Source organism: Solibacillus sp. FSL H8-0523 (genome assembly GCF_038051985.1).
Taxonomy (GTDB): domain Bacteria; phylum Bacillota; class Bacilli; order Bacillales_A; family Planococcaceae; genus Solibacillus.
Genome location: NZ_CP150291.1, coordinates 739,470 through 752,030, shown reverse-complemented (window position 1 = coordinate 752,030; position 12,561 = coordinate 739,470). Strand labels below are relative to the sequence as shown.

The 12,561-nt window shown below is 39.0% G+C and carries 14 protein-coding genes; 8 read left to right on the top strand and 6 right to left on the bottom strand.

Features of this window, described 5'->3' with window-relative positions:
- Positions 1-13: 13 nt before the first annotated feature.
- Both NSQ62_RS03470 and NSQ62_RS03465 read right to left on the bottom strand, forming a co-directional pair.
- Positions 14-508, bottom strand: a complete 495-nt coding sequence (locus tag NSQ62_RS03470) for a hypothetical protein (RefSeq protein ID WP_341322539.1) — start codon at positions 506-508, stop codon at positions 14-16.
- 109 nt (positions 509-617) lie between these two features.
- Positions 618-1,388 (bottom strand): Cof-type HAD-IIB family hydrolase, encoded by a 771-nt coding sequence (locus NSQ62_RS03465; RefSeq protein ID WP_341322538.1) that lies wholly within the window; start codon positions 1,386-1,388, stop codon positions 618-620.
- A 339-nt stretch (positions 1,389-1,727) separates the two neighbouring features.
- Here NSQ62_RS03465 and NSQ62_RS03460 point away from each other — a divergent pair, with 339 nt between their 5' ends.
- Together NSQ62_RS03460 and NSQ62_RS03455 are read left to right on the top strand one after the other, a co-directional pair.
- Complete coding sequence (locus NSQ62_RS03460; RefSeq protein WP_341322537.1) at positions 1,728-1,937, top strand: DNA-directed RNA polymerase subunit epsilon; 210 nt, start codon at positions 1,728-1,730, stop codon at positions 1,935-1,937.
- Positions 1,938-1,942: 5 nt separating this feature from the next.
- Positions 1,943-3,610, top strand: a complete 1,668-nt coding sequence (locus NSQ62_RS03455) for a ribonuclease J (RefSeq protein ID WP_341322536.1) — start codon at positions 1,943-1,945, stop codon at positions 3,608-3,610.
- Between the two features lie 39 nt (positions 3,611-3,649).
- Here the strand turns inward: NSQ62_RS03455 and NSQ62_RS03450 are convergent, their stop codons facing one another.
- Positions 3,650-4,309 (bottom strand): TrkA family potassium uptake protein, encoded by a 660-nt coding sequence (locus NSQ62_RS03450; RefSeq protein ID WP_341322535.1) that lies wholly within the window; start codon positions 4,307-4,309, stop codon positions 3,650-3,652.
- 58 nt (positions 4,310-4,367) lie between these two features.
- Positions 4,368-4,796, bottom strand: a complete 429-nt coding sequence (locus tag NSQ62_RS03445; RefSeq protein ID WP_341322534.1) for a TlpA disulfide reductase family protein — start codon at positions 4,794-4,796, stop codon at positions 4,368-4,370.
- Between the two features lie 268 nt (positions 4,797-5,064).
- On the opposite strand from NSQ62_RS03445, the gene NSQ62_RS03440 reads away from it, so the two are divergent.
- Genes NSQ62_RS03440 through NSQ62_RS03420 form a run of 5 tightly spaced genes read left to right on the top strand, consistent with a single transcriptional unit; the run spans position 5,065 to position 9,397 of the window.
- Positions 5,065-5,607: an XRE family transcriptional regulator gene (locus tag NSQ62_RS03440; RefSeq protein WP_341322533.1), complete on the top strand. Its 543-nt coding sequence runs from the start codon at positions 5,065-5,067 to the stop codon at positions 5,605-5,607.
- Between the two features lie 17 nt (positions 5,608-5,624).
- Positions 5,625-6,725, top strand: coding sequence for an ABC transporter ATP-binding protein (locus tag NSQ62_RS03435; protein ID WP_341322532.1), 1,101 nt, complete (start codon positions 5,625-5,627; stop codon positions 6,723-6,725).
- Positions 6,718-7,524 (top strand): ABC transporter permease, encoded by an 807-nt coding sequence (locus NSQ62_RS03430; RefSeq protein WP_341322531.1) that lies wholly within the window; start codon positions 6,718-6,720, stop codon positions 7,522-7,524. The genes NSQ62_RS03435 and NSQ62_RS03430 overlap by 8 nt, the downstream gene beginning before the upstream one ends.
- Positions 7,524-8,324 carry an ABC transporter permease gene (locus NSQ62_RS03425; protein WP_341322530.1) on the top strand — a complete coding sequence of 267 codons (801 nt, stop codon included), beginning with the start codon at positions 7,524-7,526 and terminating at the stop codon, positions 8,322-8,324. Before NSQ62_RS03430 ends, NSQ62_RS03425 begins: the two co-directional genes overlap by 1 nt.
- A complete protein-coding gene (locus NSQ62_RS03420; RefSeq protein WP_341322529.1) occupies positions 8,321-9,397 on the top strand; it encodes an ABC transporter substrate-binding protein in 1,077 nt (358 codons plus the stop codon). The genes NSQ62_RS03425 and NSQ62_RS03420 overlap by 4 nt, the downstream gene beginning before the upstream one ends.
- Positions 9,398-9,542: 145 nt before the next feature.
- Here NSQ62_RS03420 and NSQ62_RS03415 read toward each other — a convergent pair whose 3' ends face one another.
- The gene (locus tag NSQ62_RS03415; RefSeq protein ID WP_341322528.1) at positions 9,543-10,004 is read right to left on the bottom strand and encodes an 8-oxo-dGTP diphosphatase; all 462 of its coding nucleotides are present in this window, start codon (positions 10,002-10,004) and stop codon (positions 9,543-9,545) included.
- 181 nt (positions 10,005-10,185) lie between these two features.
- Here NSQ62_RS03415 and NSQ62_RS03410 point away from each other — a divergent pair, with 181 nt between their 5' ends.
- On the top strand, positions 10,186-11,370 hold the full coding sequence (locus NSQ62_RS03410; protein WP_341322527.1) for an MFS transporter: 1,185 nt from the start codon (positions 10,186-10,188) through the stop codon (positions 11,368-11,370).
- A gap of 68 nt (positions 11,371-11,438) precedes the next feature.
- On the opposite strand, the gene NSQ62_RS03405 is transcribed toward NSQ62_RS03410, so the two are convergent.
- Positions 11,439-12,557 (bottom strand): N-acetyldiaminopimelate deacetylase, encoded by a 1,119-nt coding sequence (locus NSQ62_RS03405; RefSeq protein WP_341322526.1) that lies wholly within the window; start codon positions 12,555-12,557, stop codon positions 11,439-11,441.
- Positions 12,558-12,561: the final 4 nt, after the last annotated feature.

Here is a 12,561-nt window from a genome sequence, read left to right as displayed (position 1 = left end):
TCGCAACGCTTTTTTATTCTGCTAAATAAAGTTTTGATTGCCATTGCCTTAAATACGCTACGACGTCCTCATACATACCATCATTTGTAACCTGTTGATGGTATATGAAGTATTCTAGGGCATCATGAATAAATTGCTTAATAAACTCGACATAGGAAAAAACAAACAGTGAATCTTTTATGTGAAAAGATAACGTCTCATCATCAATCCGTTTCACTTCTAAATAGGACGGAACCTCCGCTTGAACATAACCTTTTTCAAAAAATTGTTCAAACAATTCAATATACCGTAACCATTGCGCCGCAACAATTTGTAATTGATACTGTCCAAATTGTTCCTCACCATCAATTAATACTTTAATATAGCCATAGTAAATCCCTTGTGCCACTATTTCGTTCGCTTTTGTAGCATGCTTTTTATCTGTAACGTTGAAAAACGCATCATTATTTGATTGGGTACTTTCCATCCCCACAGAAATTCCCCCAACCATTGTTTCGAATTTTATCATTTAAAATCACCTTCAATTCGTAAACTAATAACACATTTTGCATTCTCAATTCCTCTTCCTTACATTATATAACAAAAAATAATACGATTCACTATTATTCTACTATTTTTTAAATAATTTTTAACTGTTTCATTACTCTAAATAACCCATCCTCATCTACATGACCCGCTACGATTGAAGCAGACTCCTTTGCTTCTTCGTGCCCATTCCCCATCGCTACACCAAAACCAACTTCCCGTAGCATTTCGACGTCATTTAATCCATCACCAAATGCAATAACTTCGCTCATATCTATTCCGATATGATCAACTAATTTTTGAATCCCTACTGCTTTTGAACCTCCTTTTGGCAACATGTCACAAGAATATGGATGCCAACGGACAAATTCAACACCTGGAAACTGGTGCTCATAGGTTGCTTGCTCGTTTGCATTTGCAAAAAGAAGCGTTTGATAAACGGGCGTTTGTAAATAATAATCTGCATTAATCTCCGGATACGGGTAATGAAGCGTCGCTAAACTTTCTTCAATTTCACAAGAGCCTTCTTTTGATGCAATCATTTCACGCTCATTTAAAAACACAAATGGATGGTTGCGCTCAGCGCCGAATTGTAAAATATCAGCTAACAAGTCATTTGCAATCTGGTTTGTATAAATCACTTTGCCTTTATAGACAACATATTGACCGTTAAACGTGACATAGCTATCAATTTGTAATTCTTCTAATAAATCCGCAATCATAAACGGTGCGCGTCCTGTAGCAATTGCAATCTCATAGCCATTTTCTCGTGCTTTAAATAGCGCTTCCTTCGCAGTGCTTGGAAGCTGTTTGTTAGAATTATATAAGGTGCCGTCTACATCAAAAAATAAAATTTTTTTCATTTAATTTCTTCCTTTATATATAGTAACCCTTTACAAAAGACTGAATATTCAGTATAATAGAAATGAGGAGTGATGACCTATGTTAAGGCGTCTCAAAAAGAAGTGGCTCAAACAATTAAATGGCATCCTCGGGAAAAAATTAATTGCCTAACAGATTTCATTTTAAAATGGCACGCCTTTTTAGGACGTGTCATTTTTTTATTGATTTAATATGTTTATCCATCATTTTTAAAGGGCTTTTCTTTATTTTAAAGGAGTCCCATGATAATATAAAGGAAATGCGTTTTTCTTTATGAAAGAGGATGCAATAATAATGTTCGTTATTAAAGGAGAGACACTATGATTTACAAAGTTTATTATCAAGAAAGAGTTACTGACATTCCAGTTCGCGAAAACACAAAAGTAGTTTATTTAGAGGCGGCATCTGAGCGTGAAGTACGTCACTATTTAAAAGACCGTAACTACAACATCGAGCTAGTTCAACTTTTAGAAGGCAACTATCTAGAGTATGAACAAAACAGCCCTAACTTCATTCTGGAGAACGCTTAATTCTTATGAAATTCGTTAAGAATGATCAAGCAGCTGTTTTCGCACTCGGCGGACTGGGCGAAATCGGCAAAAACACATACGCAGTACAATTCCAAGATGAAATTATTTTAATTGACGCAGGTATTAAATTCCCTGAGGACGAGCTACTTGGTATTGACTACGTGATTCCGGACTATACGTATTTAGTTCGAAACGTAGACAAAATTAAAGGTTTATTTATTACACACGGTCACGAAGACCATATCGGCGGGATACCTTACTTATTACGTCAGGTAAACGTGCCTGTTTATGGTGGTAAATTAGCATTAGGCTTACTACGTAACAAATTAGATGAGCACGGCTTATTACGTACAACGAAATTAATCGAATTTAAAGAAGACGATATTATTAAGTTCCGTAAAACGTCTGTGAGTTTCTTCCGTACGACGCATAGTATTCCAGATGCATACGGAGTTGTTGTAAAAACACCACCAGGCAACATCGTTCATACTGGTGACTTCAAATTCGACTTCACTCCTGTAGGCGAACCGGCAAACTTAACAAAAATGGCTGAAATCGGCCGTGATGGTGTCCTTTGCCTACTTTCTGACAGTACAAATGCTGAAAAAACAGAATTTACAATGTCTGAGCGTACAGTTGGTAAAAGTATCGATGAGATTTTCCGTAAAGTGGATGGCCGTATTATTTTTGCGACATTCGCATCGAATATCCACCGATTACAACAAGCAACAGATGCTGCAATTAAATATGGTCGTAAAATCGCTGTATTCGGTCGTTCAATGGATAATGCCATTACGATTGGTCGCGAATTAGGCTATATTACAGCACCAAAAGAAACATTTGTTGATGTACAAAGCTTAAACCGCTTACCTGCAAACGAAGTGATGATTTTATGTACAGGTTCTCAAGGTGAACCGATGGCTGCATTATCACGTATTGCAAACGGTACTCACCGTCAAATTCAAATTCAACCTGGTGACACAGTAGTATTCTCATCTTCTCCAGTTCCTGGTAACACGATGAGCGTCAACAAAATCATCAACTTATTATTCCGTGCCGGTGCAGAAGTTATTCACGGCACATTAAAAAATATCCATACTTCAGGTCATGGTTCTCAGCAAGAGCAAAAACTTATGCTGCGCCTAATGAAACCGAAGTTCTTCATGCCAATTCACGGTGAATATCGTATGTTAAAAATTCACACAGAACTTGCAGAAGCTTGTGATATACCACTTGATAACTCGTTCGTTATGGAAAACGGTGACGTTCTTGCATTAAGTGCGAATGAAGCACATGTTGCAGGCCGCATCCCTTCTGGCGATGTGTATATCGATGGTAATGGGATTGGTGATATCGGCAACATCGTGCTACGTGACCGCCGTATTCTTTCTGAAGAAGGCTTAGTTATTGTCGTAGTAAGTGTTGATATGGCCAATAACAAACTCGTATCAGGTCCAGACATTATCTCTCGCGGATTTGTGTACATGCGTGAATCAGGTACAATGATTAACGAAGCACAAAAAATGTTAAATCAACATTTAAACAGCACAATCCAAGAAAAAGATACACAATGGAGCGATCTGAAAAATGAAATTACAGACGCTTTAGGACCGTATTTATACGAAAAAACAAAACGTCGCCCAATGATCTTACCGATTATTATGGAAGTATAAAATAAAGGTGCCCCGAATTAATTTCGGAGCACCTTTTTCCTATTGTATTTCCTTTTTCACAAAACGGTTAATATCCACATCGGCACCAATAATAAGTAAGATATCACCTTGTTGGATACGCTCCGTTGCCGGTGGAGAAATCATAATTTCGTCACCACGGGTAATGCCGACAATGTTTACCCCGTATTTTGCACGGATATCGAGCTCAATTAACGAATTCCCTGCAATTTGTTCACTTGCCCGAATTTCCATTAAAGAATGCTCTGCTGATAACTCTAAATAATCGAGCACACTGTTTGATAACATATTGTTGGCAATACGAATGCCCATGTCTCGTTCCGGATGCACAACAAAATCTGCACCAATTTTACGTAACACTTTTTCATGATAGTCATTTTGGGCCTTTACGGTAATTTGCTGCACACCGAGCTCCTTTAAAATCAGCGTCGTTAAAATACTCGATTGAATATTTTCGCCAATTGCCACAATGACATGTTCAAAATTCCACAGACCGAGAGACTTTACCGTTTCCTCTTCTGTCGTATCTGCGACAACTGCTTGTGTAGCGATACGGGCAAATTCATCGACACGTTCACTATCGGTATCAATTGCCATTACGTTCGCTCCTTGCTTCACTAACTCACGTACGATACTTCCTCCAAAACGACCTAACCCAATTACTACGAATTCTTTTTTCATCTCGTTTCCTCCGACTTTGCATTGCCAACATTTTATCGTACTTCGGAAACAGTTACCATCATATTATGCGCTCAATTTTTTGCTGCAGTGATTTCGTTGATACAAAGCCGTACTTTAAAAAGCGTAACTGTTGTTTTTCATCAAATAAATAATAAGCAGGAACAATTAGATTTTGGAATGCATCGCTAATTTTTAGTTCATGATCTGCATAAACAGGGAATGGTAGTTGTAAGCGCTGAATTGTGTCTTTTAGTTGTTCCATTGAATAATCCTGGTCGTTTCTTGGCATGTGAATCGCGTTAACCTTTAATCGATTTTCAAAGCGCGCTTGAATATCCTTTAACTTTTCAATGGACTGCTTACATTGTACGCAGCTCATTGACCAAAAATAGATCAGCATTGGCCCTGTATCCCCCTTGTGCAAACGTCGGTCATTAAATATTTTAGAAGCACCTTGTAATGCTGGCATCGGTGTATATAATTTCATCGATTCCCTCCTCAAAAATAGCATATGTTCATACGATTCAATACGTACGGGATTTCGCGGCAACGGCACAAAAGAAGTATTCCTACATTTTAACTAAAATTATTTCAAAACAAAGCATAAATATACTTGAAAATCCGTCTAAATTCGGTATAATTATTATTGTTTTGGTAAACTAAAAGTTTTGTAAAAGTAAACTTCCGTACTCAAGGTTTAACAACAGTAAACTCTTACGGAGGATTTTTTATTGCCCAAAAAGGAGCGTGACCACATGCAAATTGGTGCGAAGATCAAGGCATTGCGTTTAAAAAAGGGTCTTACCCAAGAAGAGCTTGGGGAGCGCACGGATTTAACGAAAGGTTATATTTCTCAATTGGAGAGAGATTTAAACTCCCCTTCGATTGAAACACTCTTCAACTTACTCGAAGTACTCGGCTCTAAGCCACGGGACTTCTTTGATGATGAACTAGGCCAGGAACAAATTGTCTTTACAAAGGACGACCAAACAAGCTTTATTGACCACGACAAGAAATACGAAATTGAGTGGTTAATTCCGACATCAAATGAAAAGGAAATGGAACCTGTTTTCATTACACTGCAAAAGGATGCAGAATTTAAATCATTCGAACCATCATTAGCAGAGACATTCATTTACGTATTAAATGGACGAATTCGTGTTGTGCTTGGCAGCGACGAATATATTGCGAGCGAAGGACATGCCGTCTACTATGAGGCTTCCTCCAATCACCAAATCTTTAATGCGCATAACGGCATAACAAAATTACTGTTAGTCGCGACGCAATCATACTTATAATTTAGGAGGCTACTCACATGGATAACACGATTATTCGCTTTGAAAATGTCACAAAATCATACAACGACGGTACTGTTGTATTAAAAAATATTAACTTAGAGTTAGAGCGTGGTAAGTTTTACACGTTATTAGGACCATCTGGGTGTGGTAAAACAACGATTTTACGCATTATTGCCGGTTTTACAGATGCCACTACAGGCGATGTCTTCTTTAACGGCAAACGTATTAATGACGTACCTGCCAACGAACGCCACGTCAATACGGTATTCCAAGATTACGCCCTATTCCCACACTTAAACGTGTTTGAAAACGTAGCATTCGGTTTACGTATTAAAAAAGTTAAAGAAGCTGAAGTAAAAGAACGTGTACAAGAAGCGTTAAAATTCGTTAACTTAGCAGGCTATGGTAATCGTGAAATTTCTGAAATGTCAGGTGGTCAACGCCAGCGCGTGGCAATCGCACGTGCCATTGTCAATGATCCAGACGTGATTTTACTTGATGAGCCATTATCGGCTTTAGACTTAAAATTACGTACAGAAATGCAATACGAGTTACGCGAGTTACAACAGCGTCTTGGTAAAACATTCATCTTCGTAACACATGACCAAGAAGAAGCACTAGCAATGAGTGATGAAATCTTCGTCTTGTCACATGGTGAAATTAAACAATCTGGTACACCGGTAGATATTTACGATGAGCCAATTAACCGCTTCGTAGCAGACTTTATCGGGGAATCAAATATCGTAGACGGTATTATGATTGAGGACTACAAAGTGAAATTTGCAGGAAAAGAATTCGAGTGTGTCGATGGTGGTATGAAACCAAACGAAAAAATTGACATTGTGATTCGTCCAGAAGATTTAGAAATGACGACACCTGAAAAAGGTAAATTAATTGTAACGGTCGATACGCAGCTATTCCGCGGGGTTCACTATGAGCTTTCAACATACGATAAAGACGGCAATGAATGGTTAGTACACTCACTGAAAAAAGCAGAAGTTGGCAAAGAAATTGGCTTGGACTTTGATCCAGAAGCAATTCACGTAATGCGCTTAAACGAGACAGAAGAAGATTTCGACAAACGTTTAGAAGCTTATGGGGATGAAGACCATGAATAACAAAACTGCAAAAGGACCGTTAATTCCTTATTTATTTTGGATCGTTTTATTCGTTATCGCGCCGATTGCATTAATCGTTTACTATTCAGTACTTGATTTAAATGGTAATTTCACATTAGCCAACTATGCGAAGTTCTTCACACCAGTTTATTTAAAAATGACACTAAGTAGTTTCTGGTATGCGTTTTTAATTACGTTATTTACGTTATTATTTGCCTACCCTACTGCTTATTTACTTACAAAAACAAAGCACAAGCAGTTATGGTTAATGTTAATCATTATTCCGTCTTGGATTAACTTACTATTAAAAACATATGCATTCATTGGGATTTTCGGTTTATATGGTCCAATCAATGCCCTTGTTGAAGTATTCGGCTTTAATCCACAGCAAATTTTATTTACCGATTTTAGTTTTATTTTCGTAGCGGTTTACATCTTTATTCCGTTTATGATTATTCCAATCTTCAACTCATTAGATAAAATGAACCCATCACTTGTGTACGCTGCACGCGACCTTGGGGCTAGCGCTTGGACGACATTCCGCCGCGTGATTTTCCCACTGACAATTGACGGCGTAAAATCAGGGATTCAAGTAACATTCATCCCTGCTCTATCACTATTCATGATTACACGTTTAATTGCGGGTAACAAGGTGATTACGTTAGGTACAGCAATTGAGCAGCAATTCTTAGTTTCTCAAAACTGGGGCATGGGTTCGACAATTGCCGTATTCTTAATTTTATTCATGTTCATTACGATGTTATTAACGCGAGACAAATCTAAAGGAGGCCGCGCATAATGAAAAAATTATCAGCTGCTTCTAAAGCGTATTTAGTATTCGTATTTGTGATTCTCTATGCGCCAATTCTTTACTTAATCTTTTATTCTTTCAATAGTGGCGGTACCATGAATAGCTTCGAATCGTTCACATGGGAACACTATGCGGCTGTCTTCGAGGATTCACGCCTAATTGTTATTTTATTAAACACAGTCATCGTTGCCCTGCTTTCAGGTTTAATCGCAACGATTATCGGAACGCTTGGCGCGATCGGGATTGTCTCACTAAAAGACAAAAAAATGCGTAATACCTTATTATCATTAAATAATATTTTAATTGTTTCACCGGACGTTGTGATCGGTGCAAGTTTCTTAATTTTATTTACAATGATTGGTGTAAAACTTGGCTTTGCTTCGGTGTTAGTCTCACACGTAGCATTCAGTGTACCGATTGTTGTGTTAATGGTTTTACCAAAATTATTAGAAATGAATACCTCTCTCATTGATGCTGCACGCGATTTAGGTGCAACAAAACGTGATGTCTTATTACGTGTTATTTTACCGTACATCTCACCTGGTATTTTTGCTGGTTTCTTCATGGCATTAACGTACTCATTAGATGATTTCGCTGTAACGTTTTTCGTAACGGGTAATGGTTTCTCAACATTATCAGTAGAAATTTACTCAATGGCGCGTGCTGGGATTTCATTAACAGTAAACGCGATTTCAGGTTTAGTATTTGCGGTAACCCTATTAATCGTTATCGGTTACTACTTCATTAACAAACGTTCAAAATCAGCAACAACGGAGGGACAACGATGAGAGATTTACTACAAGCAACAATTGCCATTATCATTGTCTGTGCCCTACTGTTTGTTGCAGTCAATCAAATGGAATCATCAGGCAGCTCAGGCAGTAAGGATTCACTTACAATCTATAACTGGGGCGAGTACATCGATCCCGAGTTAATCGGCAAGTTTGAAGAAGAAACAGGTATTAAAGTGACCTATGAAACATTCGACTCAAACGAAGCGATGATGACAAAAATCGAGCAAGGTGGTTCAGCGTATGACGTTGCCGTGCCATCTGAATATACGATTGAATCAATGAAAGAAAAGGATTTACTGATTCCAATTGATCATGCATTAGTACCGAACTTACAATATATTCATGAAGACTTTTTAGACTTAGCATTCGATAAAGGCAATGAATATTCGATTCCTTACTTCTGGGGGACGGTTGGTATTGTATACAATCCGAACTTAATTGCTGACCATTTAACATTCGAATCATGGGAAGATTTATGGGATCCTTCATTAAAAGAAAAAGTATTTTTAGTCGACAGCTCTCGTGAAGTCATTGGCATGGGCTTAAACTCAATCCGCCAATCATTAAACGTCAAAGATGATGTGCTTTTACGTGAAGCGACAGATAAACTGATTTCATTAACACCAAACATCAAAGCAGTTATCGGGGATGAAATTACACCACTGATGGTCAACAACGAGGCCGCGGTTGCACTTACTTGGTCTGGTCAAGCAGCCGATATGCTGTGGGAAAATGAAGAATTAGATTTCGCGACACCGTATGAAGGGTCAAACATTTTCTTTGATAATATGATTATTCCAAAAACATCGAAAAACGTAGAAGGTGCACATAAGTTCATTAACTTTATGTTAGACCCTGAAAATGCTGCACAAAATGCAGATTATGTTGGGTACTCTTCTCCTAACTTTGCCGCTTGGGAACTAATGGACGAGGAAGTTATTGGCGACGAGCGCTTCTATCCATCAAACGAACAACGCGACACATTAGAAGTATACGAAAACCTTGGCCTTGAATGGTTAGGTAAGTATAACGAGTATTTCTTAGAATTTAAAATGAGTTTGAAATAATTAAAAGCGCTAAAGCGCCATTTAAGCCCCGACTAGAAAGTAAACGTTTCATCACTTTCGACGGCGGGACCGAAAAGCTCTAGGGGCTGGCGCTTTAACCTAGATATAAATGTAACGACAGGCCATAACTCGCGCCTGTCGTTTTTTATAACTTATGTATGATGCGCTTGTCTAAACAATCGTTTTCCTCATCCCAAATCATATGAATTTCAAATGTCCCAGGCTCAAAAAAGTAATCAAAACGTATACGGATATCTTCTTGCATTGGGTAATTTTTCGCTTCACGAATCGGGACCCATTCCAGTTCTCCTTCATCGCAGTTTTCTAGTAACTCGCCTGAGAAATCGTTTGTTAAATAGTTATAAATAATAAATTGCTCTTTCTTTACTGCATTCGTATAATGGGAAACCCCTTTAAACGTTAAGCTATGTACATCAAGTCCTGTCTCTTCCTTTACCTCACGGATTGCCCCTTCCGCAAAGCCCTCAGGAAAATCAACTTTGCCTCCGGGTGGAATATAGCCTTTAAAATGATCATGCTGGCGATTTAATAGCAGTACGTTCTCGTCTTGTTGTATCATGACAACCGTCCAAAACTTATAATTCATCTTTACAACCTTCTTCTCTTTGTTGTTTTCTTTCTCATTTAAACAAAATTATTCTGAAAATTCAACCGACAATTTCAGTCTTCTGCACGATGATTTTTATCGTGTAAGGCAGTACAATATGGTATGCTATTGGCAATTAATCATTTCAAAAATCGAAATATTTAGTGAAGGGCTGAAGTGAATGGAGCAACAATCAAATAAATTAGCACTTTATTTATTAATGTTTAATATGTTCATTACGATGGGTGGGATTGGGATTATCGTTCCAGTAATGCCTGCTTATCTACAAGTATTTGGCGTTGGTGGACAAGTACTCGGCTTTTTAATCGCTGGCTTTGCGCTCGCGCAGTTTTTACTCTCTCCTGTAGCGGGAGATTTATCGGATCGTCATGGACGTAAAATGTTTATCGTTGCGGGGCTTATCGTTTACGGCTGTGCACAAATTTTATTCGGCATGGCGACAGAAGTGTGGGTGCTATTTTTAGCGCGCTTTTTAAGTGGTGCTGGGGCGGCGTTCATCATGCCTCCAATTATGGCATTCGTAGCCGATATTACGACGTACGAAGAACGTGGTAAAGGCATGGGAATGATTGGGGCAGCGATGTCTTTAGGCTTTATGATTGGGCCTGGGATTGGAGGCTTTTTAGCAAATGTCAATTTAACATTCCCGTTTTATTTAGCAGGTGCTGTCGCATTAATTGCTTCGGCATTATCAGCGATTTATTTACCAAATGTAAAATCTGTGAAAATCGTTACCGCACCGCGCGAAAACTTATTTAAGCAGCTAGCGCGTTCTGTGAAAACGTCGTACTTCATTTTTTTAATCGTCGTCTTCACCTTTAGCTTTGGGATTGCTAACTTCCAAGCAACGCTCTCGCTCTATTTAGACAATAAATTTAACTATAGTCCAACAGATATTGCTATCATTTTAACAGTCGGTGGCTTCGCGGGCGTTGTTCTGCAAATGTTTGTCGTCAATAAGTTATTTAAACGCTTCGGTGAGATGAAAGTGATTTTAGTGAACTTGCTGATCGCAGCTGTGACGATGCTACTTGTGGTTTATATTAGTGGCTTCTTCGTAATTTTAGTTGTCGCGACATTATTCTCGATTGCAACAACGTTTATTCGTCCGGCCGTGAATACGCTTATTTCAAAACTGGCTGGGGATGAACAGGGCTTTGCAGCGGGGATGAACAACGCTTATATGAGTCTAGGCAATATGTTTGGACCTGCGTTAGCTGGGATTTTATTCGATTGGAACCCGGATTCACCATATTTTTTAGGGACTGTCGTGTTAGTTGGTTGCTTTATCCTTGCCTATGCATGGACAGCAAAACGTGCCCCTCATTTACTAAAGGCATCGTAAAAGCTTATTAATAATAGGTAAACATTATAAAAATACCCATTTAACGAGTGACGTTAAATGGGTATTTTTTATAAAGAACGAATAAACTGTTCCACAAATTGTTGATTAAACGGAATGAGCGCTTCATCTGGTGCTAATTTTGCATGATGTAAACCATATTCACAGTTGGCACCTGCCCAAAACATTGCACCTGGAATCTCCTTAATGAAATAGCCAAAATCCTCACCGGTCATTGCAGCGGGACACTCATAGCTCACCGCACCGTCAAATTCACGCGCAAATTCTAAGAGCGCGTTTGCGCAACGCTCATCATTATTCACTTCATAATACATTGAGCCATAATCAATGCTGACACTACATTCAAATGCGGCTTCAATGCCCGCACAAATTGCTTCAATTCGACGTTTCACCTCTGTCATCGCTTCTGCACTTAACGTACGGATCGTGCCTTCTAAACGTGCATTTTCAGCAATGACATTTTGTACCGTACCCGAAGTCATTTTGCCAATCGTAATAACCGCGCTATCCATTGGGTTGACGTTTCGGCTAATGATTGTTTGCAGCTGGACGATTAAATTCGCCGCCGCTACGGTCATGTCGCGCGTTTTATGCGGGAATGCCGCATGCCCACCAACACCTTTTAAATCAATAAATAGCTCCGATGTATTCGCAAAGAGTAGCCCAGGTTTTGTCGCCACCGTGCCAACAGGATATTCAGGAGCAATATGTAGTGCATAAATTTCATCTGCCACAAGCTGTGGCTGCTCACTGCGTAGCCATTCAAGCATTGGTTCCGCACCACCTGGACCTTCTTCAGCCGGCTGGAAATACACGACCACATCTTGCGCTGGACGACTCTTGGCAAATGCTGTGACTAAACCAAGGGCGATTGCCATATGACAATCATGACCACACGCATGCATAAAGCCCTCGTGCTCGGAACGAAAATCCAGAGCGGTTTCTTCAAAAACCGGCAGCGCGTCAATATCCGTGCGCCAACCGATACATTTCGTTGGGTTAGAGCCTTGAATTTTTACAACAATACCCGTTTTCCACGTCACTACCTGCAAATAAGCCTGTGGTAATTGTGTAAGGTATGTTAATAAATAGCGCTGCGTTTTAACTTCCTCGAAGCCAATTTCAGGAATTTTGTGTAAATCCCGTCGCACTTCAATGAGATTTTTCATACAT

Bases quoted from the DNA above. Each gene is read 5' to 3' on its own strand.
- NSQ62_RS03470 (WP_341322539.1), bottom strand. From the start codon at position 508: ATGATAAAATTCGAAACAATGGTTGGGGGAATTTCTGTGGGGATGGAA.
- NSQ62_RS03465 (WP_341322538.1), bottom strand. From the start codon at position 1,388: ATGAAAAAAATTTTATTTTTTGATGTAGACGGCACCTTATATAATTCT.
- NSQ62_RS03460 (WP_341322537.1), top strand. From the start codon at position 1,728: ATGATTTACAAAGTTTATTATCAAGAAAGAGTTACTGACATTCCAGTT.
- NSQ62_RS03455 (WP_341322536.1), top strand. From the start codon at position 1,943: ATGAAATTCGTTAAGAATGATCAAGCAGCTGTTTTCGCACTCGGCGGA.
- NSQ62_RS03450 (WP_341322535.1), bottom strand. From the start codon at position 4,309: ATGAAAAAAGAATTCGTAGTAATTGGGTTAGGTCGTTTTGGAGGAAGT.
- NSQ62_RS03445 (WP_341322534.1), bottom strand. From the start codon at position 4,796: ATGAAATTATATACACCGATGCCAGCATTACAAGGTGCTTCTAAAATA.
- NSQ62_RS03440 (WP_341322533.1), top strand. From the start codon at position 5,065: ATGCAAATTGGTGCGAAGATCAAGGCATTGCGTTTAAAAAAGGGTCTT.
- NSQ62_RS03435 (WP_341322532.1), top strand. From the start codon at position 5,625: ATGGATAACACGATTATTCGCTTTGAAAATGTCACAAAATCATACAAC.
- NSQ62_RS03430 (WP_341322531.1), top strand. From the start codon at position 6,718: ATGAATAACAAAACTGCAAAAGGACCGTTAATTCCTTATTTATTTTGG.
- NSQ62_RS03425 (WP_341322530.1), top strand. From the start codon at position 7,524: ATGAAAAAATTATCAGCTGCTTCTAAAGCGTATTTAGTATTCGTATTT.
- NSQ62_RS03420 (WP_341322529.1), top strand. From the start codon at position 8,321: ATGAGAGATTTACTACAAGCAACAATTGCCATTATCATTGTCTGTGCC.
- NSQ62_RS03415 (WP_341322528.1), bottom strand. From the start codon at position 10,004: ATGAATTATAAGTTTTGGACGGTTGTCATGATACAACAAGACGAGAAC.
- NSQ62_RS03410 (WP_341322527.1), top strand. From the start codon at position 10,186: ATGGAGCAACAATCAAATAAATTAGCACTTTATTTATTAATGTTTAAT.
- NSQ62_RS03405 (WP_341322526.1), bottom strand. From the start codon at position 12,557: ATGAAAAATCTCATTGAAGTGCGACGGGATTTACACAAAATTCCTGAA.